Genomic DNA, 21518 nt, shown 5'->3' on the forward strand with positions numbered 1-21518 from the left:
TCGGCATTAAGAATGTTACAATGAATGAGGGATTTTTTCAGGGACATTTTCCTGAAAATCCGGTTATGCCGGGTGTTTTGCAAATTGAAGCAATGGCTCAGGTTGCCGGTTGCGTTGCTATAGAAAATATGCCCGACTACAAAGAAACTAAAAGAGGTGTATTTTTTATGTCGATAAACAACGTAAAATTCCGTCACCCCGTTGTTCCGGATACATTACTTAAAATGCACGTAAAGAAAATAAAAGGACGTGCAAACGTGTTTGTATTTGAGGGTAAGGCTTATATCGGTGATACATTGTGTTGCGAAGCCGAATTAACAGCAATGATAACAAAGTAAGACTATATTACTTAAAACAAAGCTCCTGATATTTGCTAATGCATTTTCAGGAGTTTTTTTATCCCTTGTTTTTAAGTTTTTCTTAACAATTAAAGTTAATGTAACTTGTTGAAAATAAATAAAAATATCGATTGTAACATTTGGTATTTTTTTGTGTTTTGGGGTGTAAATCTACAAAAAAAGAGCCAGAAACACAGTCAGAGGTTTTGGAAGTTACTGTAAACGAAAAAGAACAACTTCTAATTGTGAAACCTGTGGAGATTTTGATTGATAATCATTCTTATTTGGGAGAAATAAATATTGGTGAAGAAATAGTTGTTGTTGGTGTGCTTTCAAAAGAAGTTGATAATTTTGTTTTAATTGAAAATCCTTTAAGCAAAAATCGTGTATCTTTTCTTTTGGAATTTGATGAAAAACTTGAAACTCAACTTTTAGAGAATTTGGAAAAAGAAGTAAAAATTACAGGTGTTTTTAAAAATTCCATTTCACCATGGAACAAAGAAATGACTGTTATAAAAATAGAAACTGATTTTTAAAATCGTAAAATAATGGAGAACGTGTATGATTTGTGAAAAATGTGGAGAAAATCTAATTGATGGAATTTGTCCAAATTGTGGAAAGGAAATTGATGAAAACGATCAATTCTGTAAAGGTTGTGGTTCTAAAATCAAACCTGATGGGGACTTGGATTTAGAACACACTGAAACTAGTACTGTAAATTCTAATAATAAAACAGAATCTGCAACAGCAGATAATAAATTAGTCTTAATACCTTTGGTTTTAGGAATAATTGGAGTAATCGTCGGACTTGCTGAAGGTTTAAGTTGTCCAATGTTATTTGGATGGATAAATATTATGACTGAAATGGTCATTGCTGTTGTGGGTGGATGTCTCGGTATATACTTATTTAAGTTCAAAAAAGAATATCTTATTGCAGGTATCCAATTTATAATAACTGGTATAATAATGACCTTTTTAATTGGAAATATGGCATTAATCGGTTGTATAATCTTTATAATTGCAGGAATATTGGCTATTTTCTTAACTAAAAAATATAATATTGATAATAAAGTATTATTAGCTTTACCTGTATTTACAATTATTTTAATGTTTTTAGTTGCATTATTGATGGTAGGTGTAGGTGATTATAATCAAAGCCAGCTTGCTGACCAAGTAAGCATTAGCAATGTTCAAAACACTATTGCATATTCATATGGTTATTATGATGGTGATCTTAAAGGAGACATCTATTTTGACACTAGTTTAGATTATGTGTCTATGGAAGTAGAGTTCCTTGATGCAAATGGCAAGGTTTTGGATACAACTTATGCTCTTATGGATACTACTGTGGAAGCAGGCAAAACTTATCAGTTTGATGCATTCTATATGAAAGAAGAAAAACCGTATAAAGCGCAAATTTCATTAAAGAATGATATGGAAGATGAACCGTTTTATGTGCAAAATGTTACTTTAGCTTAAATGGAAGTGTTTTATTCGCTTCTATTTTAGCAAAACTATTTATAGGGATGTTAATTATGGTTATATTTTGTCCTAAATGTGGAGAAAAAAATGGTGAAGGTGCAAAGTTTTGTAAAAAATGTGGTGTGGAGTTGGATGCTCAGGATTCTACAAAATCTTCCGTTGTCTCTGATGCTCAAGGTTCTTCAATATTTACAAGTGAGCATAAAAATCAGTCAAAATCCAGAAAAAATATTATAATAATTGCTATTGTTGCTATCATATGTTTAGCAGCTATTGCAGGGGCTATGCTCTACTTCAATGGTGGTTTATTTAACGATAAAGAGCCAATTCATATTGTTAACACTACTTTTTCTACTGGTCATTCACTTGATTCAAAAACATATTGTACAATTAATGTAGGCTCAAATCACACAGATGAAAATGTCACTGTAGATATTTTATACAGTCGTGATGGTACTGATTTGAATGATGGGGATAAAAGTGTAAAAACTGTTGATGCAAATGGGGATATTGTTTGTGAAAGTAAAGATTCATATGATTTATATCCTAGCCATGCAATTGTAACCCTTTATGATGATGAGGGAAATAAATTAGACAGTGCAGATATCTCTTTAAATACTGATGACAGTACTCAAGTAGCTGTTGGAAATGGAACTGTAACTGCAAAATCAATTACTACTGCTCAGCATTCTGCATCCTAACAGAATTATTGTGGAATTAATAACATTTTTATTAAAATATTAGTTTTAAACTAATATTTTCTTTTTTTCTTTTTTTAAAAACATTTATAAGCACCTTCAACAATATTAGAATTAGAAGTAAAGGGAGGGACAATTATGAACTGTCCTTTTTGTGGAGAATACGTAACTAACGGAGACTTGATCTGCCCACACTGTGGAGCTGATTTAAGCTCCTACTACGATGAGTACGAAGGTGAATTTGACGAAGAAAACCAAGACGACAATGACATATGGTTAATGGGGGGATAATATGAATTGTCCATTCTGTGGAGAAAATGTAACCAATAGGGACTTAACCTGCCCACATTGCGGAGCGGATTTAAGACCCTTTGATGACGAATGTCCTTTTTGTGGCGTGCTTATAGATAGTTCTGAAATTCTTTGCCCTAATTGTGGGGTTAATATATACGAGTATTGGTATGGTGAACGCTAATGGATAGGAAAGACATAATCATCATAATTCTCTCACTCATAATAATAGCATTTCTAGCTATTGGCGCCTATAATCAAGCTAGAGAAGAGCAGATAATATACCACACTGTAAACATAACAGATACATTTTCACTGGATGTTCCAATATCTGACAATGTGACAAAGACACAAGTGAGTCCGCATATGCATATTGTGAATGATTCCCAAAACAATATTGAAATCACATCATTCAATATGGGAAATGAGTCTACAATGGACCTGATAGGAGACGGTTCCCAATATCTATACACACAGGAAGCCTATAAGCTGGGGGCTGAGCAGATTAGCTTGTCCAACCATACTGTATGGTACAATAGCAAGGACAGCAATTACATTGCATTCTTCTCTCCAGAGAACACAAATGACAATGTGATCATTGTATGCAAGGACAATGAAACCATGGCTCGCATGATCAGCACAGTCAGATATTGACTGTTTCACTATTTTTTTAACATTTTAACATTTTTCACTTTTTTTATAATTTTTTAATATCTGACTATTTTATGAAGTGGAAACACTTTTTTTACTATTTTTATAGTCCTATGATTTTATTAAAATATTGTATGGACTTGAAATATTAAAATAAGACTGTAAAATTATAATTAAATTAAACTAACTAATTTAAATACTTGTTTCAACAAATTAAGATTAAACAATAATTTGTTGGAGGTGTTAAGGCAGTATTTCATATTTATGATTGCATTTTCAAGAATATCTTTGACACCTATCCTCAAGGGATATTGGACATTGTCAATGATGTGATTGCAGAAAACTTTCCAGAGCTGATTATGGACTTTTATCCAAAGGCATTTTGGAACACTTTTCCCCAAGAGATTCTTAATGCATGTCCTGATGATTTAATGAAAAGCGATTTATTCAGATTCAATTTCAAGCAGAAACTGGAAACTGAATTTTTCACAAAAGATGGAAAAAGATTTATTCCGGACTGTCCCTTTGACACTTTCGAGGATTTGGTCATTGGCCTTGAGTTCCAGTCATCAAGATTGGATTATAAAAGAAAAACAGTGTTTTACGAATATCAGGCCAATTTACATTTTAAGCATAAGAAAGATGTACGAATGGTTGTTTTTAGCACGGTTCACAATAATCACAAACTTTTCAGACATAGGGTAGGTCCTTGTGAAGAGTTTACCATGCTTATAATATCGTTAAAGGCTTTAAATCAAAAACAAACTTTAAATAATAGTTTATATAAAATAAGAAACAAGTTTAGGTTGTCAGATAAGGAAAAGGCTTTGTTTTTAGCAAGTCCTATGATGAATTTAAGGAATAAGGCTGAAGCTATAAATGCGCTTTTGAATAATTTTTATGGAATAAAGGATCTCTCTCATGAGGAATATGAGGATATGATCAAGATTGTATTGATTTATGCCAATAAATGGTGTTATAAGGAAGTTGAAAATAGTTATGGAGGTTCTGATATGGTTGTTTTACCCCCTAGTACTCAAAAACTTTATGATAGGATAGTGAGAAAAGGTATTGAGCAGGGTATTGAACAGGGTATTGAGCAAGGTATTGATATCATTGCTGTTAATATGATTAAGGAAGGTTTTTCATTGGAAGACACTTCTAGAGCCACAGGTTTGCCTAAAGCCAAGATTGCCCAGTTATGCAAATCTAAATAATTCTTTTTTAAATTTTTTCTTTTTTTACTTTTATATTATTGCAAACTTTTTTTAAAGAGCATTGGATTCAAAATGCTTAGATTTAATCCCTTTTGAAAAATTTTGATTAGAACATTACTTTCCACATGCTCTTGTTTTTTATTTATAAGCAATTAAATCCAACATTAATTTACATATGGTTAACTTTTTTTTAAAATGGGTTAATTTATTTAGGAGGCTTTCTATGAGAAGAATAGATGAATTAACTTCAGAAATCAATGAAGCTACCTTGCAACTGCAAATCATAAAGGAACAGATGAGCAAGCAATTCAAGGAAATCTGGAAACTTCAATGCAATAAGGACATGGGAAAGGAGTACGATAAGGAAAGATATGATGATTTGATGTACAATCATAAACTGCTTCAAATGAAAAGAAGACAGCTGATCACACATATAAATTACTTAAACAAAGAGTTTTTTGAAGTGTTGATGTAGACCAGATTACATGTTCGATTAAGAAAAAATATTAATATTAATTAAATTAAATATTTTCTTAATTAAAATCAATAATTTAACTTAAAAATATTATTTAATTAATCATTATTTCAATTATTTCATATCAAATTCCAGGGCCATAAAATGAATGATTTTTACAAGATAGCAAATGAGATTCTACAGATTCCAGAGGAAAACCTGTCATGGGAAGAGAGGTTAAATGAATTAGTCAAATTCAGAGCATATCTTAAAGAGTATTATGATTCATACAATGATGATTATCTCTTATTTTTAGAAAAAATAGGAAGCGAAAATGACTTGGAGGAAAAATACATTCTGGAATATGACTTCAAGAAGGAAGTTTTAAGCAAGGACTATGATTTGGATGGATTGAATTACCTTCTTGTAAATATTCTATTCAAATACAAATTGGCTATTGAAGACTATAATGAGTATGTGAATCTGCTTAAGGAAAAGCATGATGTGGAGCTTAAGGCAGATTGGGAGAAAATACTTTCGAAAAAGGATTTGGATTTGCTTGAAGCCTTAAGCTTATTGACATTTTTACAAAGATCTGATTATTGGGATTATGAGCATATGCCACTTTCCTATGCTATTTTTGATGGAACTGTAGATAATATTCTAGAATCAATAGAAGACCATATTGATGAAGAGAATATTGAATTTTTAAATATTTTTGTAAAATAACTTTTTTTATTTTAATTTTTTAATCACATTATAATTTTATTAAATAACTTATTTTTACAATCTAATTATTAAATTATCTTTATTTTGAAAAATACTTGTTTAAAATTCGTTAATTTTATAAATGGGTTCAAATAAAACTATTTTTGGGTTTTTGCCACCTTAAAAAATTATTCCCAACGATAAATTTCTAGGAGGTGATACAATGGAACTGGATATAGAATTGGTTTTGAATTTCTTCATTGAAATTCTCAAAATCATTTTACTTTTCTTAGCTTAATTGTATTGCATTGTAGAACTTTATAAAAAAATGTAGGTTTAAGATTTTTCCTTAGGTGGCTTTTTCATCCCTTTTTGTAATGGATTATAATATTGATTTGAGTTTTTCAAAAAACTTTATATATTATAAAATTAATATTATAATTGAAAAGGATTTATTTCCTTTGAAATACAAATCCTAAAATTTATTGTTGGGTAAATTGTTATTTGAATTCTTTTTAGAATTCATTTAACTTTTTATAAATAATTTACTATTTTTAACTTTTTTTAAGCATTTTTAACTTATTTTCAAAATATCCCAATCTCATTTTAACAAACTTATTATATCATTAAAAAAATATCTATAAAATAGCAAATATTTATAAATAATCAAGTGTATAAACTTTGTATTAAAATATGGGGTTATGTAATGGAAGAGGAATATATTTCAGTGTCTCAGCTTACAGACTATATAAAGAAACTGATCAATTCAGACTCTAGATTGAAGCAAGTCTATGTAAGAGGAGAAATATCTAATTTTAAGCGTTATTCGTCTGGGCATTGCTATTTCAGCCTAAAGGATGAAGGTAGTGTTATTCCGGGGGTCATGTTTTACGGATTTGCCTCCAAACTTAAATTTGAACCTAAAAATGGAATGAAGGTTTTGGTTAGAGGATATGTTGATGTCTATAAATCCCGTGGAAACTATCAATTGTACGCTCAAAGGATTATTGAAGATGGATTAGGTGAATTGCATATTGCATTTGAGCAATTGAAGAAGGAACTGGAAAGCAAGGGCTATTTTGATGATTCTCTAAAAAAGCCAATACCTAAGTTTCCTAAAAGGATAGGGGTTGTCACTGCTGCAACTGGAGCAGCCATTAGGGATATTGTAACAACAATCAAGAGAAGATGGCCTTTATGTGAAATTATCTTATTCCCATCTCTTGTTCAAGGAAATTTGGCAGCAAACAATATGGTAAGGCAAATATATGTTGCTGATAATGAATTTGAATTGGACACACTTATTGTAGGGAGAGGTGGAGGAAGCATAGAGGACTTATGGGCCTTTAATGAACGGATCGTTGCAAAGGCAATACTTGCATGTGAAACTCCTGTAATAAGTGCAGTAGGCCACGAAATCGATTGGACCATTGCAGATTATGTTGCAGATAAAAGGGCAGCAACTCCAACTGCAGCTGCAGAAATTGCTGTTCCGGATATTAGGGAAATAAGTTCAAAAGTGGATGATTTGGATTCAAGGGCAAGCAATGTTATGGCCAAGCAATTGAATGATAATCTTGAGAAATTCGAAAGGATAAAAAATAGGCCTTTATTCAAGAATCCTCATATGATTCATGAAAGGAGAGGAATGGATTTGGACTTCATTAAAGGCAGATTAGTCTCTTCTTCAAAAGAGATGATTCATTCAAATCAGATTAGATTATCTAAAGTCAAGAGTTCTAATGTTTTCAGGAATCCTCAGTCAATTTTAGATGAGAAAACAATTACATTATCAAGGAATATCGATAAGCTAAAGGTTTTAAATCCTTTATTGACTATACAAAGAGGTTATGCGGTAGCAAGATCCAAAGGAAAGGTAGTCTCTTATGCAAAAGATTTGAAGAAAGATGAGGAATTGGAATTAGAATTTAAGGATGGCAAAGTAAATACAAGAGTCTTATAATTATAGAATTGAAAATTAAAAAGATTAAATCAAAGGTGATATGATGGCTGAAGAAAACGAGAATTTTAGTTTTGAAGAGAAATTAGCTGAATTGGAAAAAATCGTAAACAACTTGGAAACCGGTGAAGTTTCCTTGGATGATGCAATAGAAGAGTTTAAGAAAGCAATGGTTTTAGTCAAGGAATGTGATGAAAAACTGAATAGCGCTCAAGAAGCTATTGCAAAAATAGTGAATGACAATAAAGAAGTAGTTGAATTTGAAGTAAATGAATAATTTTTTAAAAATAGAAATAAGAAGATTTTCAATCTTCTTTTTTTAATTTATTTTAACTTTTTTTAATAATTTTACTAATAAACTTGAGTATACTCCAATAAGTAATCAGAGTAATTCTTATCAAGTATTCTAAGTGCAGAAGCATACTGTGGGCTTGTAGCAGACCTTTCTTCCACAAGGTTTCTCAAGCTGCTGTTTTTCATATGTTCCCTAACTTCCCTTAAGACGAAGTCGATTGTGTTCTTATTGTAAGCTTCAAGCTCTTTCCTACTCATCTCATAAAGATTGTAGGTCTCTAAATCGTAATTTTTAGTTGGACTCATAAGAACATTGATATAACTGTAATATTCACCAATGTCATCGAAGAATGCATCAACTCCCATATATGCAAGAAGTGGAATGAATTGAGCTTCAGCAAATGGGAATATCAAGTAGCTGGATGCTTTCATGTTTTGCCTAAGTGCAACAATCAAGTCAACCAAGTCTCTTGGATGAAGGAGCAAATCATCTGCATTCGCTATAATGAATCCATTGTATCCGAGCTCTTCAAGTTCCTTAAGGCATTTGATACGCAAGTCGATGTACTTGCTTCCTTGGATAACAGCTATTTCCTTATCTTCAACCAGTTTCGCTTTTTCAATGGTTTGATTAACGCTCCACTCTGCAATTTCCTTTTCAACATCATAAGCTGAGGATTCATCATCAGCTATTGAAAAGTCATCCTTATCGATTATTGCTGGAGTTTCCAAATCTCCAAGCTTTCCATATCTTCCAGGACCGTCATGGCTTTTTATTTCAAATTGTTTCATTTTATCCGCAATTCCTTATTTTTAATGATTCAATTAATTATCTATTCCTTTTTATAATTAATGTTTTTGCAAGTTTCACTTATTTCTTAATTATTTTAGCAGTTATCACTGTATTTAAAAATCTTTAAAATTTTTATAACAATGTTTAGAAAAATACTTAATTAACTTAACTTAGGTAAACTTTTTATATATTAAGAAATATATTATCTTTAATACGTAAAATTATATGCTAACTGCAAAATGATTCCCTTAGTAAGGGGGGATTTTAATGAATGAAAATGAAACCATTATTCCAGAACAAGTAAATTACTTAATGAACCTATTGAAAAGCTATGAAATGTTTTTTAGAAAAAACATGGAAAATTTAGATATCAATATTGGCGAAATACCAATCCTTATGGAAATTTATACAAATGAAGGTCTTAATCAAATTGATCTTGTAAGGCAATTCCATGTGACTGAAGCTAACATTAGTAAAACAACTAAAAACCTATTGATTAAAGGTTTAATCACTAAAACCATTGATGCTGAAAACAATACCAAAAAAATATTATTGCTAACTGAAGATGGAAAAAAGGCTTGCCAAATTTTGCTTGACATATTTGATCAATGGAAAGATGCAACTATCGGGGACATTCCTACAGATGAGATGGTTGCTTTTGCAAGAACTTTGAAAAAGCTTTCCGATAACTCAGTTGATGTCTTATCCTAGACAGCTAATATTTTTTTATTTTACTTTTTTTCAATATTTTTTTTAATAAATTCTATTTTTTTATACTGCTATTTTTTGATTATTTTTTCACTAAACCCTATTTTTTTAAAATTTTTCTAATTTTTTATCTCTATTTTAATCGATTATTTTTTCAATTTAAGGCTAACCTAAACTTTAAGAAGAGTGTAACCTTTTAGGTTACACTTTCAAAATTTTACAAAACCTTTATATACTATTCTAATATAATTATAATTAAGGACGTGAGGTAAACCTATGATTGTCCTAGGTGTGTTTTTCAATGTCTGTGTTAGATACTCTTAAATCCCTCATCGGTAGGGCAAATAAAGATATAGAAGAGAATTTATCTAAAGAAGCAGAGTCTGTTGAAGAAGCTGCTGACGCTATACAGACATCTTCAGAAGAGGAAATTGAAACCAAATCTGATTCTGAAACTATTTCTGAAGAAGAGGCTGCTGAAGAGGTAGCTGAAGCTGAAGAAGAAGTTGAAGCTGAAGAGGCTCCTGTTGAAGAAGAAGCTGTTGAAGAAGCAGTTGAAGAGGTTCCTGAAGAGGAAGTTTCTTTAGATAATGCGGAAGAATCAATTGATGATAAACTTTCAGAAGATGAAGCTCCTGAAGAAGCTGTTGAAGTAGCAGTTGAAGAAGAAGCTTCAGAAGAAAATGAAGAGAGCGATAATATGACTTTATTAAAAGAAAATGATATATATTCAATGGATGATATTGATAAAGAATTTACTCAAAAATTCGTTGATGCTGGAATTGAAACTGTAGACCACTGTTTCCAATGCGGTACCTGTGGTGGAGGATGTCCTTCTGGTAGAAGAACTCCTTACAGAGTAAGACAAATTGTAAGAAAATGTTTATTAGGACTCAGAGAAGAAGTAGTATCTGATCCTGCATTATGGATGTGTACTACCTGTTACACCTGCCAAGAAAGATGTCCTAGAAGTGTAAAAATCGTAGACATCATCAAAATGGCACGTAACGAAGCTGCAAAAGCTGGATACATGGCTGACGCACACAAAGCAACTGGTTCCTTCGTAATTAAAACCGGTCACGGTGTACCTATCAACGACAAAACCAAAGCTTTAAGAGCAGATATTGGACTTCCTGAATTACCTCCAACTGTACATGCTTTCCCTGAAGCATTAGAAGAAGTACAAAAAATCTGTGCAGCATGTGAATTTGATAAATTAATCGGTTTCAACATGGAAACTGGAGAATTAGAATAAATTGATTAAGGAGTTATTATTATGGAGATTGCATATTTCTTAGGTTGTATCATGAACAACCGTTACCCTGGTATCGAAAAAGCAACCAGAATCTTATTCGATAAATTAGACATTGAATTAAAAGACATGGAAGGAGCATCCTGTTGTCCTGCACCTGGTGTATTCGGATCCTTTGACCAAACCACCTGGGCTACTATTGCAGCACGTAACCTCGCTATTGCAGAAGAAATGGGTGCAGAAATCATGACCGAATGTAACGGATGTTTCGGTTCCTTACGTGAATGTGACCACTTATTAAAAGAAAACCCAGCTAAAAAAGACGAAATTAACGCTATCTTAGCTGAAACTACTGACAAACAATTCAAAGGTGAAACCAAAGTAAGACACTTTGCAGAAATTTTATACAACGACGTAGGTCTTGACAAATTATCTGAAATGTTCACCAAAGACTTAGGTATTAATGTAGCTGTACACTACGGATGCCACTTCTTAAAACCTACCGCAGAAGTAGGTATTGAAGAATCCGCAGAAAACCCAACCATCTTAGATGAATTAGTAGAAATCACTGGTGCAAAATCCGTACCATACAAAAACAAAATGATGTGCTGTGGTGCAGGTGGAGGTTTAAGAGCAAGAGATATTGATGTAACCTTAAGTTACACCAAAGAAAAACTCGACGCTATGGCTGAAGCTGGTGTAGACGCTATTGTAGAAGTTTGTCCATTCTGTCACTTACAATTCGATGTAGGTCAAACTGAAGTAAACGCAAAATACGGAACTGACTTCGCATTCCCTGTAATGCACTTAGCTCAATTATACGGATTAGCTATGGGATTAAGCGCAGACGAATTAACTTTCGACGCACAATTAATCGACGCAGCTCCTGTATTAGAAAAAATTGAATAAGTAGATTACTCTACTTATCTTTTCTTTTTTTTTAAACAATTTTTTTTAGTTCGCATATTAACTAATTATTTTACTAATTGTCAAAACCACTATTTTTTTAATTTTTTGTCATATGATCCAAAAATAATTAGTATATTGATAAACTGATTTAATAAAATTGAATTATTACATTGTATAAAAATTATTAGTATAATAATAAACTATATTAATTACTATAACTAAAAATATATTCATATAATTTAATAATATGAAAATTATATGAGATTTGGATAATAATTAAACTAGTTTTGCTGGTATGATACTGGTCTTACTAGATGATTTTAATAAATTAAGAATTTGGAGAAATAATATGTTTATTGCAATTTTAGGTGGAATATTTAAATTTAAAGACCTTCCTGAAGAATATGGTCCTTATGTACAATTCAAAGCAGCTATTGAAGGTAGAGATGAAATTGATGATCAAGATGAAATCGCTATTTTAGACATTACTGGTACAGGTAGTCACCATGTCCTCTTTTTAGATAAATACAATAACCTTAATGAAATCAAAAGAGAGTTAAGAGAAGCAGACGCAAAAGTTAATGTTACTACCTTAAAAATATTGGAAGGACATTTATGAGTACATTGCCTATAGAACAATCCTGGTTGGTTATAGCTAACCTTTCTTCAGAATTACACAAGAAAGGCATTCCAATTCCAAAGGAATTGAATAAGGACTTAGGTTTGGTCAAATCCCAAATTGGGTTTTACAAGAAAGACCCTTCTCATCCGGATATGATCAATGAGATGGCTAAAGCGGACATGTCCTTAAATGAGATTCAAGGAATATTGCTCTCTCTTGCAGAAAGTTATGACAAGGACTTTTATGAGGAATGGTTAGATAAGCTTCAAAGAGCAAATAGGGGAGAAGAGATATTTAAGATTTCAGATACCCAATCTAGATTCATTCAAAATGTTCCTCCAGGATTATCATATGCAAAGATTACTTTAAGAAATCCAATTGCAGAAGATAGAGTACAGGAAATAGCTGAATATTATGGACTTATAATGGAGTTTGACACCGATTCAACAATTGCATTGTATGGTGAAAAATCAAATATCCAATTGGCTTTAAAGGAAATGGCTCCATTTTTCGCTGAATAAACATAATATAAAATGAATATTCTTTTTTTAAATTATTTTTTTATAATTATAATTTTACGTAATTTTAAAGTTTTAAGGACGTTTTAAAATGAAAATTTTAGCAATTAGTGATGTACACGGTAAAAAGAGTGAAAGCTTAATCAATTACCTAAAACAAAATGATGATATTTCTTTAGTATTGATTGCTGGAGATATTACAGATTTCAGCATTACTGAATTTGAACCGTTAAGTTTTGTAAAACCATTCATCGATGAAATCGTTGAAGAATGTGATGTAGATGTATTTGCAATTCCGGGTAACTGTGACCCCGCAGGAATCTGTAATGCAATTAAGGAAAGCGGTCCTGATGAAAGACCTGCATTCTGTTTGCATGACCAATTGATAGCTTATGAGAATGTGGTAATCATGGGTTATGGAGGATCCAATCCTACTCCATTCAACACTCCTGGTGAAATCGATGATGACAAAATCTATCGCCATGTATATGAGCTTTTAGCTGAATATGACTATATTGGAAACGATGCAGTTCCTAGAGTAACCATTTTGCTTACTCATGCACCTCCATATGACACTAAAGCGGACACCATTGAAAGCGGTGCTCATGTGGGAAGTCAAGGTGTTAAAAAGCCTATTCATGAATTCCAGCCTAACATAAACATCTGTGGTCATGTACACGAAGCATGTTCCATTGACATGGTGGGAAATACCACTGTTGCAAACCCAGGAAGATTAGAAGAAGGGCATGCAGTCTTAATTGAAGTGGATGAAAACGCTATGTACACTATAGGAATTGTTTCCTTGGAGTAAATCTACTCCTTTTCTTTTTATTTTTCCAGAATTTTTCTATTTTTTACTATTTTTTTTACTATATCTTCATGTTTTCATTTTCATACAAAAATCAAATATAAAACTTTATAAAATGTTAATAGTAAATATTATTAATAATTAAAGACATATCTATATTTTCAAAATTTAACTATTTTTGCTTTTATTTAGTATGGGCTTTAAATAAGATAATTTAATGCTTATTTTTTAATTTATTAGTTAATTAATAGTTAAATGATGAAAAAACAGTTTATAATTCTTTGAATTATGTCAATTAAGGTGTGATTTTATGATTCTAGTTCGTCGAGAACTTAAAGGGAAAGTATATACTGAACCCTTTTCAAAAGGGATTCTTTCACGTACACTTATACGTGCAGAATTAAATCCTAGCAAAGCTTATGAAATAGCTAATAAGATAGAATCAGACTTGATGGAAAATGATATTTCTTCAATTACCACTGATGATATAGTTAAAAGAATTGTAGATTTATTGGAGAAAGAAGACCCTTTATTTGCTGAAAACTATCTGAATTGGAGAAAGATACGAAAGACAGATGCACCATTGATAATTTTAATTGGCGGTGTTTCCGGTATCGGAACTTCATCCATATCATATGAGATATCCAGAAAATTGGGTATTAAAGGCATGATGAACACTGATATGATTAGAGAAGTCATGCGAAAGATTGTATCGAAGGAATTAAGTCCTGTGCTCCATGAATCATCATTTATGGCTCATGAAGCTTTAAGGGTGGCTCCTCCACCTGAATTCGATCGTGTTTTGGCAGGATTTAAAGATCATGTCACAAATGTAAGCGTTGGTGTGGAAGCTGTCATTGAAAGGGCATTGACTGAAGGAATAAGCATTATCATTGAAGGAGTCCATATAGTTCCTGGATTTATCCGTAAAGACCTGATGGAAAAGGATAATGTTTTAATGTTTGTATTAAGCCTTGAAGATGAGGAAATGCATAAAAGCAGACTTTATTCACGATGCAGTGACGGTTGGGCCCATAGGTCCCTGCAGAAGTATTTGGATAACTTTGAGGCAATCAGAAAGATCCAAAAGTACATTAAAGATCAAGGAAATAAGGAAAGAGTTCCTGTTGTTGAGAATATAGATAGAATTACAACTATAGATTTTATAATTAATTCAATCGCTGAAACATATGGAGGTTTGAATAATGTTAGAAAAGACAAAAGTTAAAGACTTAATGACAAAAGACGTTTTAACAGTTGAATGTGAAGAAGCAACTGTTTTCGCTTTTGAAAAGCTAATGAAGAATAAGATAAGTGCAATGCCTGTTGTTGACAATGGAAAAATGGTTGGTATCGTAACCGCTACAGATTTAGGGCATAACTTGATTTTAGACAATTATCAATATGGTACCAAAGTGAAATCTGCTATGGTTAAGGATGTTGCATGCGTATCTTCTGAAGATACCATTAAAGATGCTGTTTCTGTCATGTTTGATAATGCTCCTGGAGATAACATCATAAACCAGTTGCCTGTAGTTGACGATGGTGAGCTTGTAGGTATCATATCTGATGGAGATATTATTAAGATATTAAAAGAATACTTGTAAATTTATTTTTTGTTCATTTCCTTATTTTAATTATATTTCCCTTTTCTTATCTTTAATCATATTTCTATTTTTATAATTTTATTTCATAATTAATTTTATTTATTTAACCTATTTTAGCTTGTTTTTATCATTTTTTGTTCTATTTTAAAAAATACTCTTAGTTATCTTCTGTTTCTTGAAATAAGGCTATTCTAATTGAAATGTTTTTGAATTAATAAACTTTATATAAGATTAATCTAATATATTATAATTGGCTAGACTGGAGGGTTAGGAGTCCTCTGTAAGCACAAATCTCCTTTGGTGCAGTCGAAATAAAGGAGGCGGCATTTGGATTCAATCATGGCCTGTGAAGCTGATGTCGAAGCCTCGTCCTGCAGGATCAATGGTGTCAGGGATATTACTGGAGGGTAATATTTAATTGACTTTATTGTGGGAACGTGTCAGGCCTGGAAAGGAGCAGCTCTACCGCTTACAGCTGATGCTTGTAGAACCGCGGGGTGGAGTTAGTTTTTCAGATAACCGTGTTTGATGAAGGGTGTCCACTCCTTTATGTGCCACTTAAATGACTTTTTTTAATATTTTTAATCAATTTTAATAAAGATAAAAATATCCAATTCTTAAAAAGAAAAAGTTTATATAATAAGTAAATATAAAATAGTAATGTTGTATTTTATACACGTATTTTTAATTACTTTTTTTAATATATAGTCGGGATGGCCCAGCCTGGTACGGCGTCGGACTGCTAATCCGATGATCAATAGATCACCGGGGTTCAAATCCCCGTCCCGGCGCTTTTTTAAACTATTTTTATTCTTAACTTTCTAATAGCTATTTTAATATAATTTTTTAAAAAAATAAGAGTTTTAACCGATTATTATTTATGCTTAATAATCAATTAAAACTAAAGATTAATAATTTGATTGAGTAATCTAAAAGCTTATGGAACAGAATTGGCCATATAACTTATAGCTTTTTGTATTCCAGTTTCTGATTTTTCCTAAAGTGTTTCTTGGGCTTGTTGTATCTGCAACCACCCACTTTTTGTTTATATATAATTGAGTCCAGATATGACCGGAAACATAGCCGCTGGTAAACTTGCAGCCTCCTCCCTTGACATATCTTGCAGGAATTCCGGAAGCTCTTGACAATGCAATCAATAGATGGCTTTGGTCAACGCAATTTCCCTTTTTTGCCTTGAGAGTCTTTACAGCTCCTCTCAATGTGTTTCGATATTTTTTATACTGGATATTGTCACGAACCCAATTGAATAGCTTTTTACCCTTCTCATAATCTGTTTTGAGTTTGGAAGTAAGTGTTTTTGCCAAATCCTGAATATCCTTATTCTTAACTTGGCAGTTTTTAGTGCTTGAAAGGTATTTCCTTAAAGCTTCACTGATGGTGGTCTTGCTTGAGCTTACTGACTTGGTAGCAGTCTTTGAAACACTTGCTTTAGTTTTGCTTGCCTTATTAGTGCTTGCTGTGGTTTTCTTTGTAGTTGCCTTTGTTGTCTTTGTTGCATTCTTGGCAGAAACCTTAACATTCACAGTTGATTTTCCATTTATGTCCACATTGATTTTGCTGGTATTAAGATTAATGTTAGCCTCATCAGATTTAGTTAAATCCAATAGGTATTTGCTAGGATCCAGCCTATCTAAAATATTATTCAATATATTATGGATATTACTCAGTGCCATTTCAGCTAAGCTTTCCTCTTTAACAGATCTATCCTCATTATTGGAGGGCTCATTTGAAGTGTTTTTTGTTTTATTTGTCGCTTTAGTTTTATTGCTCTTTACAGTATTGGATGTAGTTTTATTTGTTGTTTTATTGCTTGGCTTTGCACTGGAATTTACAGTGGATTTGGCATTCTTTTTTATCTTAGAATTGATCTTATCCAAATCCAAATCATCAAGCTTTATTGAATTAGGCAATCTATTGTTTTTATTGAAGAAATCCAAGCATTTGCTGTATGAAAGAATCAACTGGTTATATGGGATATTTCCCTTAGATGATGAAACCCAATTAGGAGCTCTTTTGTTCTTATCAATGAATTTTCTGGTTTTGCTGGCTATCTTAACATATTCCGTCTTATTCAAGGTTCCTTTTACAGATTTTGAATTTGTGTTGCTGTACTTCTTAACTAAATTCTTCTTAATCACAATCTTTGAATTTGAGTTGTTTTCAACTGCCTTTGTCATCAGATACAAATATTCCGTATTTGAATAGTTCCTATTGCTGATTTTAACTTTAGGGAATTTCCCATTCTTCTCCACATAGTTCATAAAGCTTGTAGATGTCTTTGCCAATGTCTTCTTGTTCACTGTTGTTGTATTTGCTTTTGTTTTGCTTGTGCTTGTTTTAGTTGTGCTTGTCTTATTAGTGCTTTTTGTCTTTGCTTTAGAGGCAATATTTACAGCAGCCTTGTTGCTTGAAGAATTGGATTTAAGGATATTCTTATCCACATCATTAGAATTATTCACGCTTTGAGCGCTTATGCTGCTTATGCTGAAAAACAGCACTACCAATAAAGCTAAAATAATCATTTTAGTTCTAATGCTAACACCTCATTTTTATTTATTCTCCTCCTTTTATTTTTTAAACTATCCTTAAAATTGTTATTTTTTATTTTAAAGATTAGTTAATTCATATTTTAACTTTTTAATTTAAATATATTTTCTAATTGTGCTTTTGTGTAAAATCACACTTTTGTTTCCATAAAAAAGCTTATATATTACTTATATCTTGAAATAAATATTAAAATGAGATTAAGATTTATATTCTGCTTATTAAATTGATTTTATTTCGTAAATTTCATATCAAAATTTAAGTTTAATCATAGTAAAATTTATTATATTCGTATAAACAAACTTTATATTGATTTTAATAAAAACAAGTATTTTAAAAAGGACTAAAGCATGTTTAAGGAAAAGAATATAATTATAAAGAATCCACTTAAGGCAGACATACGTTTTGGATTGGTTTATCCAAATGTTTACAAGACTGCAATGAGTTCCTTAGGTTACCAGATCATTTATAATTATATCAATGAAAGGGAGGATACATACTCTGAAAGAATCATTTATCCTTCCACAAGAAGTTTGGAGACCAACAGTCCATTGTCTGACTTTGACATTGTTTCATTTTCCCTTCAATATGAACAGGACTATTTCCATGTGCTGGAGATGTTGAGGGAAGCTGACATCCCACTTAGAAGGGAAGACAGAACATCAGATGATCCCTTAATCATTGCTGGAGGTCCTTGCGCTAGTGCTAATCCATTGCCTTTATCTGACTTTATAGACATTTTTGTTGTTGGGGAAGCGGAAGCTGTAATGTATGACTTTTTGGATTTGTATTCCTCATTAAAGCTATCTAAAAAGAGTAAAAAGAGTAAAAATAATAAAATCAATGAAAATGAAGATGGCATTGATGATAAAATGGATTTGGCTCCATTTTTAGACATTGAAGGTTTATACATATCTGAATTCAACAATGAAACAAATATAGTGCTGTCAGAGGATATGGAAAGCATTTATCATCTGACTTGTCCAATCGTTACAGAAACCGATGATAAGGATTTCATTCCTGCATTTTCAAATTCAATTCTATTGAATGTTTCAAGGGCATGTACAAGAGGATGCAGGTTCTGCATGTCCAGTTATATGTATAGGCCTCTTAGGGAAACCAATTTGAATGATCTCTTTTCAATTGCAGAGGAAGCTAGAGAAAACACTGGCTTGAATAAGATATCATTGATTGGTGCAGCTGTATCCGATTACTCACGGATAAATGACTTGACAGAAGGATTGAAGGAAAGGGGATTTCAGGTATCAACCCCCTCTATGAGAATTGAATCAATCACAAGGGAAACCTTGACTGCACTTAAGTCAAGTGGATTGAAGACATTGACAATAGCTCCTGAATCAATTTATTCCCTAAGGCGCAGAATCAATAAGGACATCAAGGATGAGGAAGTCCTAAGGGTAATAAGTGATGCTGTTGAACTAGGTTTTAATATTAAATTGTATTTTTTAATCGGTTTGCCCTATGAGTCTGAAGACGATATTGAAGAACTTTCAAATATGATGAAGCAAATTGATTCCATGAAGTATAATATTGATTTAAATTCAACATCTTCAATTAAATTAAACGACAATTCAATTAAATCAATACCTAATTCGTCTTCTGAAAATGATGCTGTTTCAAGTGCTTCAAAATCTAAAAAATCAAGGAAAAAGGATAAAAAATCCAAGTCTAAGAAAAAGGCTAAGGTTTCAATTAGCTTTAGTGTAAACCCTGTAATTCCAAAGCCACATACCCCTCTTCAGTGGGAAAGCTATGACATGAAGGAAATCAAGTCAAAGATAAGATATCTCAAGAAGAATCTTAAGGGTTTGAACATTAAGTTTGATAGTGCCAAGATGGGACTTATACAATATGTGCTGTCTTGTGGAGACAAGGATATCGGAAACCTTATCGAAAGGGCATTGAATGAGAAGATCAGCATTAGAGAGTGGGGTGAAAATGCTCCAAGTTATGATTTGGAAGATGAATTGCCTTGGGATTCAATCAATGTAAGCGTTAGCAAGGAGTTCTTGAAGTCAGAATATGAAAAGATTAGGACTGGTGAACAGACTCCCTGGTGTGAAGAGGGAATATGTTACAATTGCGGAGCTTGCAATTAAAAATATATAAAATATTAATTCCAATATATTAATGTATAAATTTATTATTTTTTAATAATCAATTTTATAATCAATTTAAAATTTAATTTTCAATAATCAATTTCAAATTCGATTAAATTATCTTATTAATTGTTATTTTTTATTAAAGGTGTTATTATGTTAAATCCTGCAAAAAGAGTTGAAGAAATAGAATTATCTCTAATTAGAAAGATGTTTGAAGTCACTAATCCTGATGCAGTAAATCTAGGAATCGGAGAACCTGACTTTGATGTTCCTCAAAATATCAAGGATGCAATGAAAAGAGCTATTGATGAAGGATACACCAAATACACTTCAAACAAAGGATTGATTGAACTTAGAGAAGCTATTGTAGATAAGCTTGCTAAGGACAACAATATAAAGGCTGATGCTGAAAACGTTATAGTAACTTGCGGTGCAAGTGAATCATTATACACTGCTGCACAGGCTTTGTTTGAAAAAGGAGATAATGTGCTTGTTCCAAATCCTGGATTCCTGTCATATTACACTTGTGTGCAATTGGCTGAAGCTAATGTGGTTGAACTTACCACTCCAATGGAAAATGAATTCAAGATGAAAGTGGAAGACGTTCAGGAAAAGATTGACAAGAACACAAAAGGATTGATCATCAACTCACCTTCAAATCCAACTGGTGCAGTAATGGATAAGGAGGATATCAAGGGAATTGCAGACTTGGCAACAGACCATGACTTTTATATCATTTCAGATGAAATATATGAAAAGATTATTTATGGAACCAAAAACCACTCTCCTGCGGAATACTGTGACAATGTAATAACCATTAATGGATTTTCCAAAACCTATGCAATGACAGGCCTTAGAGTAGGCTATATGGTTGCAAATGATGAAGTGACTGAAAACATGCTTAAGGTTCACCAATACTGTACTGCAAATGCACCTTCTGTTTCTCAAGTTGGAGCTATTGAAGCTCTTACTGGACCACAAGACTCTGTAAAAAATATGGTGTCTGAGTTTTCAAGAAGAAGAGACTTGATAGTTTCAAGCTTAAACGATATGGGATATGAAACAGTGGACTGCAAAGGTGCATTCTATGTTTTCCCTAAAGTTGATAGGCCTATGGAATTTGTAAAGGCTGCTGCAGAAGCTGGAGTCATCTCAGTTCCAGGATCTCCATTTGGAAGCTTAGGAGAAGAGCATGTAAGAATGTCCTATGCTAATTCATATGAAAACATTGAAAAGGCAATGGATATCTTAAAGGATTTGGATTATTAGATTTTAATCCATTTAATTTTATTTTCAATTTTGCTTTAAATTTTTATTTAAATTTTATTTTAAGAGATTTTTATAATTAAAAATCTTTTATTTTTTGCATTTTTTTCAACTTTTTTTAATAAGAATTATATATTAAAACTTACAGAATATTAAGTGGTAATAAAAATATTAAATTTTGTATTACATAATGGATTTTTTTATAAGATTATTATTATTTTTAAACTAAATCAATCAGTAAAATATAAATTAAT

The 21518-nt window shown here is 31.8% G+C and carries 24 protein-coding genes, 1 tRNA gene and 1 other RNA gene; 24 read left to right on the forward strand and 2 right to left on the reverse strand.

Annotated features, from left to right (window positions below; all coding sequences use genetic code 11):
* Positions 1-20 precede the first annotated feature (20 nt).
* The 12 genes from fabZ to xseB all read left to right on the forward strand — a co-directional run bounded on the left by fabZ (position 21) and on the right by xseB (position 8076).
* Positions 21-338 (forward strand): 3-hydroxyacyl-ACP dehydratase FabZ, encoded by a 318-nt coding sequence (fabZ, locus tag Q0409_RS06925; RefSeq protein WP_366940084.1) that lies wholly within the window; start codon positions 21-23, stop codon positions 336-338.
* Between the two features lie 206 nt (positions 339-544).
* Complete coding sequence (locus Q0409_RS06930; RefSeq protein WP_298536387.1) at positions 545-874, forward strand: hypothetical protein; 330 nt, start codon at positions 545-547, stop codon at positions 872-874.
* Positions 875-899: 25 nt separating this feature from the next.
* Positions 900-1817 carry a zinc-ribbon domain-containing protein gene (locus Q0409_RS06935; protein ID WP_298536389.1) on the forward strand — a complete coding sequence of 306 codons (918 nt, stop codon included), beginning with the start codon at positions 900-902 and terminating at the stop codon, positions 1815-1817.
* A 56-nt stretch (positions 1818-1873) separates the two neighbouring features.
* Positions 1874-2521 carry a zinc ribbon domain-containing protein gene (locus Q0409_RS06940; RefSeq protein WP_298536391.1) on the forward strand — a complete coding sequence of 216 codons (648 nt, stop codon included), beginning with the start codon at positions 1874-1876 and terminating at the stop codon, positions 2519-2521.
* A gap of 135 nt (positions 2522-2656) precedes the next feature.
* Entirely contained in the window at positions 2657-2809 is a 153-nt protein-coding gene (locus Q0409_RS06945; protein WP_298536393.1) for a zinc ribbon domain-containing protein, read from the forward strand.
* A 1-nt stretch (position 2810) separates the two neighbouring features.
* Positions 2811-2993: a zinc ribbon domain-containing protein gene (locus tag Q0409_RS06950; protein ID WP_298536395.1), complete on the forward strand. Its 183-nt coding sequence runs from the start codon at positions 2811-2813 to the stop codon at positions 2991-2993.
* Positions 2993-3463, forward strand: coding sequence for a hypothetical protein (locus tag Q0409_RS06955; RefSeq protein ID WP_298536397.1), 471 nt, complete (start codon positions 2993-2995; stop codon positions 3461-3463). The genes Q0409_RS06950 and Q0409_RS06955 overlap by 1 nt, the downstream gene beginning before the upstream one ends.
* A gap of 308 nt (positions 3464-3771) precedes the next feature.
* A complete protein-coding gene (locus tag Q0409_RS06960) occupies positions 3772-4677 on the forward strand; it encodes a hypothetical protein (RefSeq protein ID WP_298536399.1) in 906 nt (301 codons plus the stop codon).
* 223 nt (positions 4678-4900) lie between these two features.
* Entirely contained in the window at positions 4901-5152 is a 252-nt protein-coding gene (locus Q0409_RS06965; RefSeq protein WP_298536401.1) for a hypothetical protein, read from the forward strand.
* A 144-nt stretch (positions 5153-5296) separates the two neighbouring features.
* Complete coding sequence (locus Q0409_RS06970) at positions 5297-5860, forward strand: hypothetical protein (RefSeq protein ID WP_298536402.1); 564 nt, start codon at positions 5297-5299, stop codon at positions 5858-5860.
* Positions 5861-6545: 685 nt separating this feature from the next.
* Positions 6546-7802: an exodeoxyribonuclease VII large subunit gene (gene xseA / locus Q0409_RS06975; protein ID WP_298536404.1), complete on the forward strand. Its 1257-nt coding sequence runs from the start codon at positions 6546-6548 to the stop codon at positions 7800-7802.
* A gap of 43 nt (positions 7803-7845) precedes the next feature.
* A complete protein-coding gene (gene xseB / locus Q0409_RS06980) occupies positions 7846-8076 on the forward strand; it encodes an exodeoxyribonuclease VII small subunit (RefSeq protein ID WP_298536406.1) in 231 nt (76 codons plus the stop codon).
* A 74-nt stretch (positions 8077-8150) separates the two neighbouring features.
* On the opposite strand, the gene Q0409_RS06985 is transcribed toward xseB, so the two are convergent.
* Positions 8151-8885, reverse strand: a complete 735-nt coding sequence (locus tag Q0409_RS06985; RefSeq protein WP_298536407.1) for an archaeosine tRNA-ribosyltransferase — start codon at positions 8883-8885, stop codon at positions 8151-8153.
* 268 nt (positions 8886-9153) lie between these two features.
* On the opposite strand from Q0409_RS06985, the gene Q0409_RS06990 reads away from it, so the two are divergent.
* From Q0409_RS06990 to Q0409_RS07035, 10 genes are all read left to right on the forward strand, one after another.
* Positions 9154-9597 carry a MarR family winged helix-turn-helix transcriptional regulator gene (locus tag Q0409_RS06990; RefSeq protein WP_298536408.1) on the forward strand — a complete coding sequence of 148 codons (444 nt, stop codon included), beginning with the start codon at positions 9154-9156 and terminating at the stop codon, positions 9595-9597.
* Positions 9598-9895: 298 nt separating this feature from the next.
* Positions 9896-10849 carry a CoB--CoM heterodisulfide reductase subunit C gene (gene hdrC / locus Q0409_RS06995; RefSeq protein ID WP_298536409.1) on the forward strand — a complete coding sequence of 318 codons (954 nt, stop codon included), beginning with the start codon at positions 9896-9898 and terminating at the stop codon, positions 10847-10849.
* 21 nt (positions 10850-10870) lie between these two features.
* A complete protein-coding gene (hdrB, locus tag Q0409_RS07000; RefSeq protein WP_298536410.1) occupies positions 10871-11755 on the forward strand; it encodes a CoB--CoM heterodisulfide reductase subunit B in 885 nt (294 codons plus the stop codon).
* Positions 11756-12104: 349 nt separating this feature from the next.
* The gene (locus tag Q0409_RS07005) at positions 12105-12374 is read left to right on the forward strand and encodes a DUF749 domain-containing protein (protein ID WP_298536411.1); all 270 of its coding nucleotides are present in this window, start codon (positions 12105-12107) and stop codon (positions 12372-12374) included.
* Complete coding sequence (locus Q0409_RS07010) at positions 12371-12898, forward strand: DUF2096 domain-containing protein (protein ID WP_298536412.1); 528 nt, start codon at positions 12371-12373, stop codon at positions 12896-12898. Before Q0409_RS07005 ends, Q0409_RS07010 begins: the two co-directional genes overlap by 4 nt.
* A gap of 88 nt (positions 12899-12986) precedes the next feature.
* On the forward strand, positions 12987-13706 hold the full coding sequence (locus Q0409_RS07015) for a metallophosphoesterase (RefSeq protein ID WP_298536414.1): 720 nt from the start codon (positions 12987-12989) through the stop codon (positions 13704-13706).
* 307 nt (positions 13707-14013) lie between these two features.
* Positions 14014-14931: a 2-phosphoglycerate kinase gene (locus Q0409_RS07020; RefSeq protein WP_298536416.1), complete on the forward strand. Its 918-nt coding sequence runs from the start codon at positions 14014-14016 to the stop codon at positions 14929-14931.
* Positions 14906-15310, forward strand: a complete 405-nt coding sequence (locus Q0409_RS07025) for a CBS domain-containing protein (protein WP_298536445.1) — start codon at positions 14906-14908, stop codon at positions 15308-15310. The genes Q0409_RS07020 and Q0409_RS07025 overlap by 26 nt, the downstream gene beginning before the upstream one ends.
* A gap of 247 nt (positions 15311-15557) precedes the next feature.
* Positions 15558-15871, forward strand: an RNA gene (gene ffs / locus Q0409_RS07030) — signal recognition particle sRNA.
* A 146-nt stretch (positions 15872-16017) separates the two neighbouring features.
* Positions 16018-16101 (forward strand) — tRNA-Ser (locus Q0409_RS07035).
* 138 nt (positions 16102-16239) lie between these two features.
* Here the strand turns inward: Q0409_RS07035 and Q0409_RS07040 are convergent.
* Positions 16240-17853, reverse strand: coding sequence for a transglutaminase domain-containing protein (locus Q0409_RS07040; RefSeq protein ID WP_298536418.1), 1614 nt, complete (start codon positions 17851-17853; stop codon positions 16240-16242).
* Positions 17854-18225: 372 nt separating this feature from the next.
* Between Q0409_RS07040 and Q0409_RS07045 the strand changes: the two genes are divergently transcribed.
* Both Q0409_RS07045 and Q0409_RS07050 read left to right on the forward strand, forming a co-directional pair.
* On the forward strand, positions 18226-19995 hold the full coding sequence (locus Q0409_RS07045) for a radical SAM protein (RefSeq protein ID WP_298536420.1): 1770 nt from the start codon (positions 18226-18228) through the stop codon (positions 19993-19995).
* 156 nt (positions 19996-20151) lie between these two features.
* Entirely contained in the window at positions 20152-21267 is a 1116-nt protein-coding gene (locus Q0409_RS07050; RefSeq protein WP_298536422.1) for a pyridoxal phosphate-dependent aminotransferase, read from the forward strand.
* The last annotated feature ends 251 nt before the right edge of the window (positions 21268-21518 follow it).

This window comes from uncultured Methanobrevibacter sp., assembly GCF_937898925.1.
Classification (GTDB): Archaea; Methanobacteriota; Methanobacteria; order Methanobacteriales; family Methanobacteriaceae; genus Methanobrevibacter.

What these genes read in the sequence shown, in the direction of transcription:
- Q0409_RS07005 (WP_298536411.1), top strand. Translation starts at nt 12,105, where the DNA reads ATGTTTATTGCAATTTTAGGTGGAATATTTAAATTTAAAGACCTTCCT.
- Q0409_RS06935 (WP_298536389.1), top strand. Translation starts at nt 900, where the DNA reads ATGATTTGTGAAAAATGTGGAGAAAATCTAATTGATGGAATTTGTCCA.
- Q0409_RS07020 (WP_298536416.1), top strand. Translation starts at nt 14,014, where the DNA reads ATGATTCTAGTTCGTCGAGAACTTAAAGGGAAAGTATATACTGAACCC.
- fabZ (WP_366940084.1), top strand. Translation starts at nt 21, where the DNA reads ATGAATGAGGGATTTTTTCAGGGACATTTTCCTGAAAATCCGGTTATG.
- hdrB (WP_298536410.1), top strand. Translation starts at nt 10,871, where the DNA reads ATGGAGATTGCATATTTCTTAGGTTGTATCATGAACAACCGTTACCCT.
- Q0409_RS07040 (WP_298536418.1), bottom strand. Translation starts at nt 17,853, where the DNA reads ATGATTATTTTAGCTTTATTGGTAGTGCTGTTTTTCAGCATAAGCAGC.
- Q0409_RS06970 (WP_298536402.1), top strand. Translation starts at nt 5,297, where the DNA reads ATGAATGATTTTTACAAGATAGCAAATGAGATTCTACAGATTCCAGAG.
- Q0409_RS07050 (WP_298536422.1), top strand. Translation starts at nt 20,152, where the DNA reads ATGTTAAATCCTGCAAAAAGAGTTGAAGAAATAGAATTATCTCTAATT.
- xseA (WP_298536404.1), top strand. Translation starts at nt 6,546, where the DNA reads ATGGAAGAGGAATATATTTCAGTGTCTCAGCTTACAGACTATATAAAG.
- Q0409_RS06990 (WP_298536408.1), top strand. Translation starts at nt 9,154, where the DNA reads ATGAATGAAAATGAAACCATTATTCCAGAACAAGTAAATTACTTAATG.
- Q0409_RS06955 (WP_298536397.1), top strand. Translation starts at nt 2,993, where the DNA reads ATGGATAGGAAAGACATAATCATCATAATTCTCTCACTCATAATAATA.
- xseB (WP_298536406.1), top strand. Translation starts at nt 7,846, where the DNA reads ATGGCTGAAGAAAACGAGAATTTTAGTTTTGAAGAGAAATTAGCTGAA.
- Q0409_RS07015 (WP_298536414.1), top strand. Translation starts at nt 12,987, where the DNA reads ATGAAAATTTTAGCAATTAGTGATGTACACGGTAAAAAGAGTGAAAGC.
- Q0409_RS07010 (WP_298536412.1), top strand. Translation starts at nt 12,371, where the DNA reads ATGAGTACATTGCCTATAGAACAATCCTGGTTGGTTATAGCTAACCTT.
- Q0409_RS07045 (WP_298536420.1), top strand. Translation starts at nt 18,226, where the DNA reads ATGTTTAAGGAAAAGAATATAATTATAAAGAATCCACTTAAGGCAGAC.
- Q0409_RS06945 (WP_298536393.1), top strand. Translation starts at nt 2,657, where the DNA reads ATGAACTGTCCTTTTTGTGGAGAATACGTAACTAACGGAGACTTGATC.
- Q0409_RS06950 (WP_298536395.1), top strand. Translation starts at nt 2,811, where the DNA reads ATGAATTGTCCATTCTGTGGAGAAAATGTAACCAATAGGGACTTAACC.
- Q0409_RS06965 (WP_298536401.1), top strand. Translation starts at nt 4,901, where the DNA reads ATGAGAAGAATAGATGAATTAACTTCAGAAATCAATGAAGCTACCTTG.
- Q0409_RS06940 (WP_298536391.1), top strand. Translation starts at nt 1,874, where the DNA reads ATGGTTATATTTTGTCCTAAATGTGGAGAAAAAAATGGTGAAGGTGCA.
- hdrC (WP_298536409.1), top strand. Translation starts at nt 9,896, where the DNA reads ATGTCTGTGTTAGATACTCTTAAATCCCTCATCGGTAGGGCAAATAAA.
- Q0409_RS06985 (WP_298536407.1), bottom strand. Translation starts at nt 8,885, where the DNA reads ATGAAACAATTTGAAATAAAAAGCCATGACGGTCCTGGAAGATATGGA.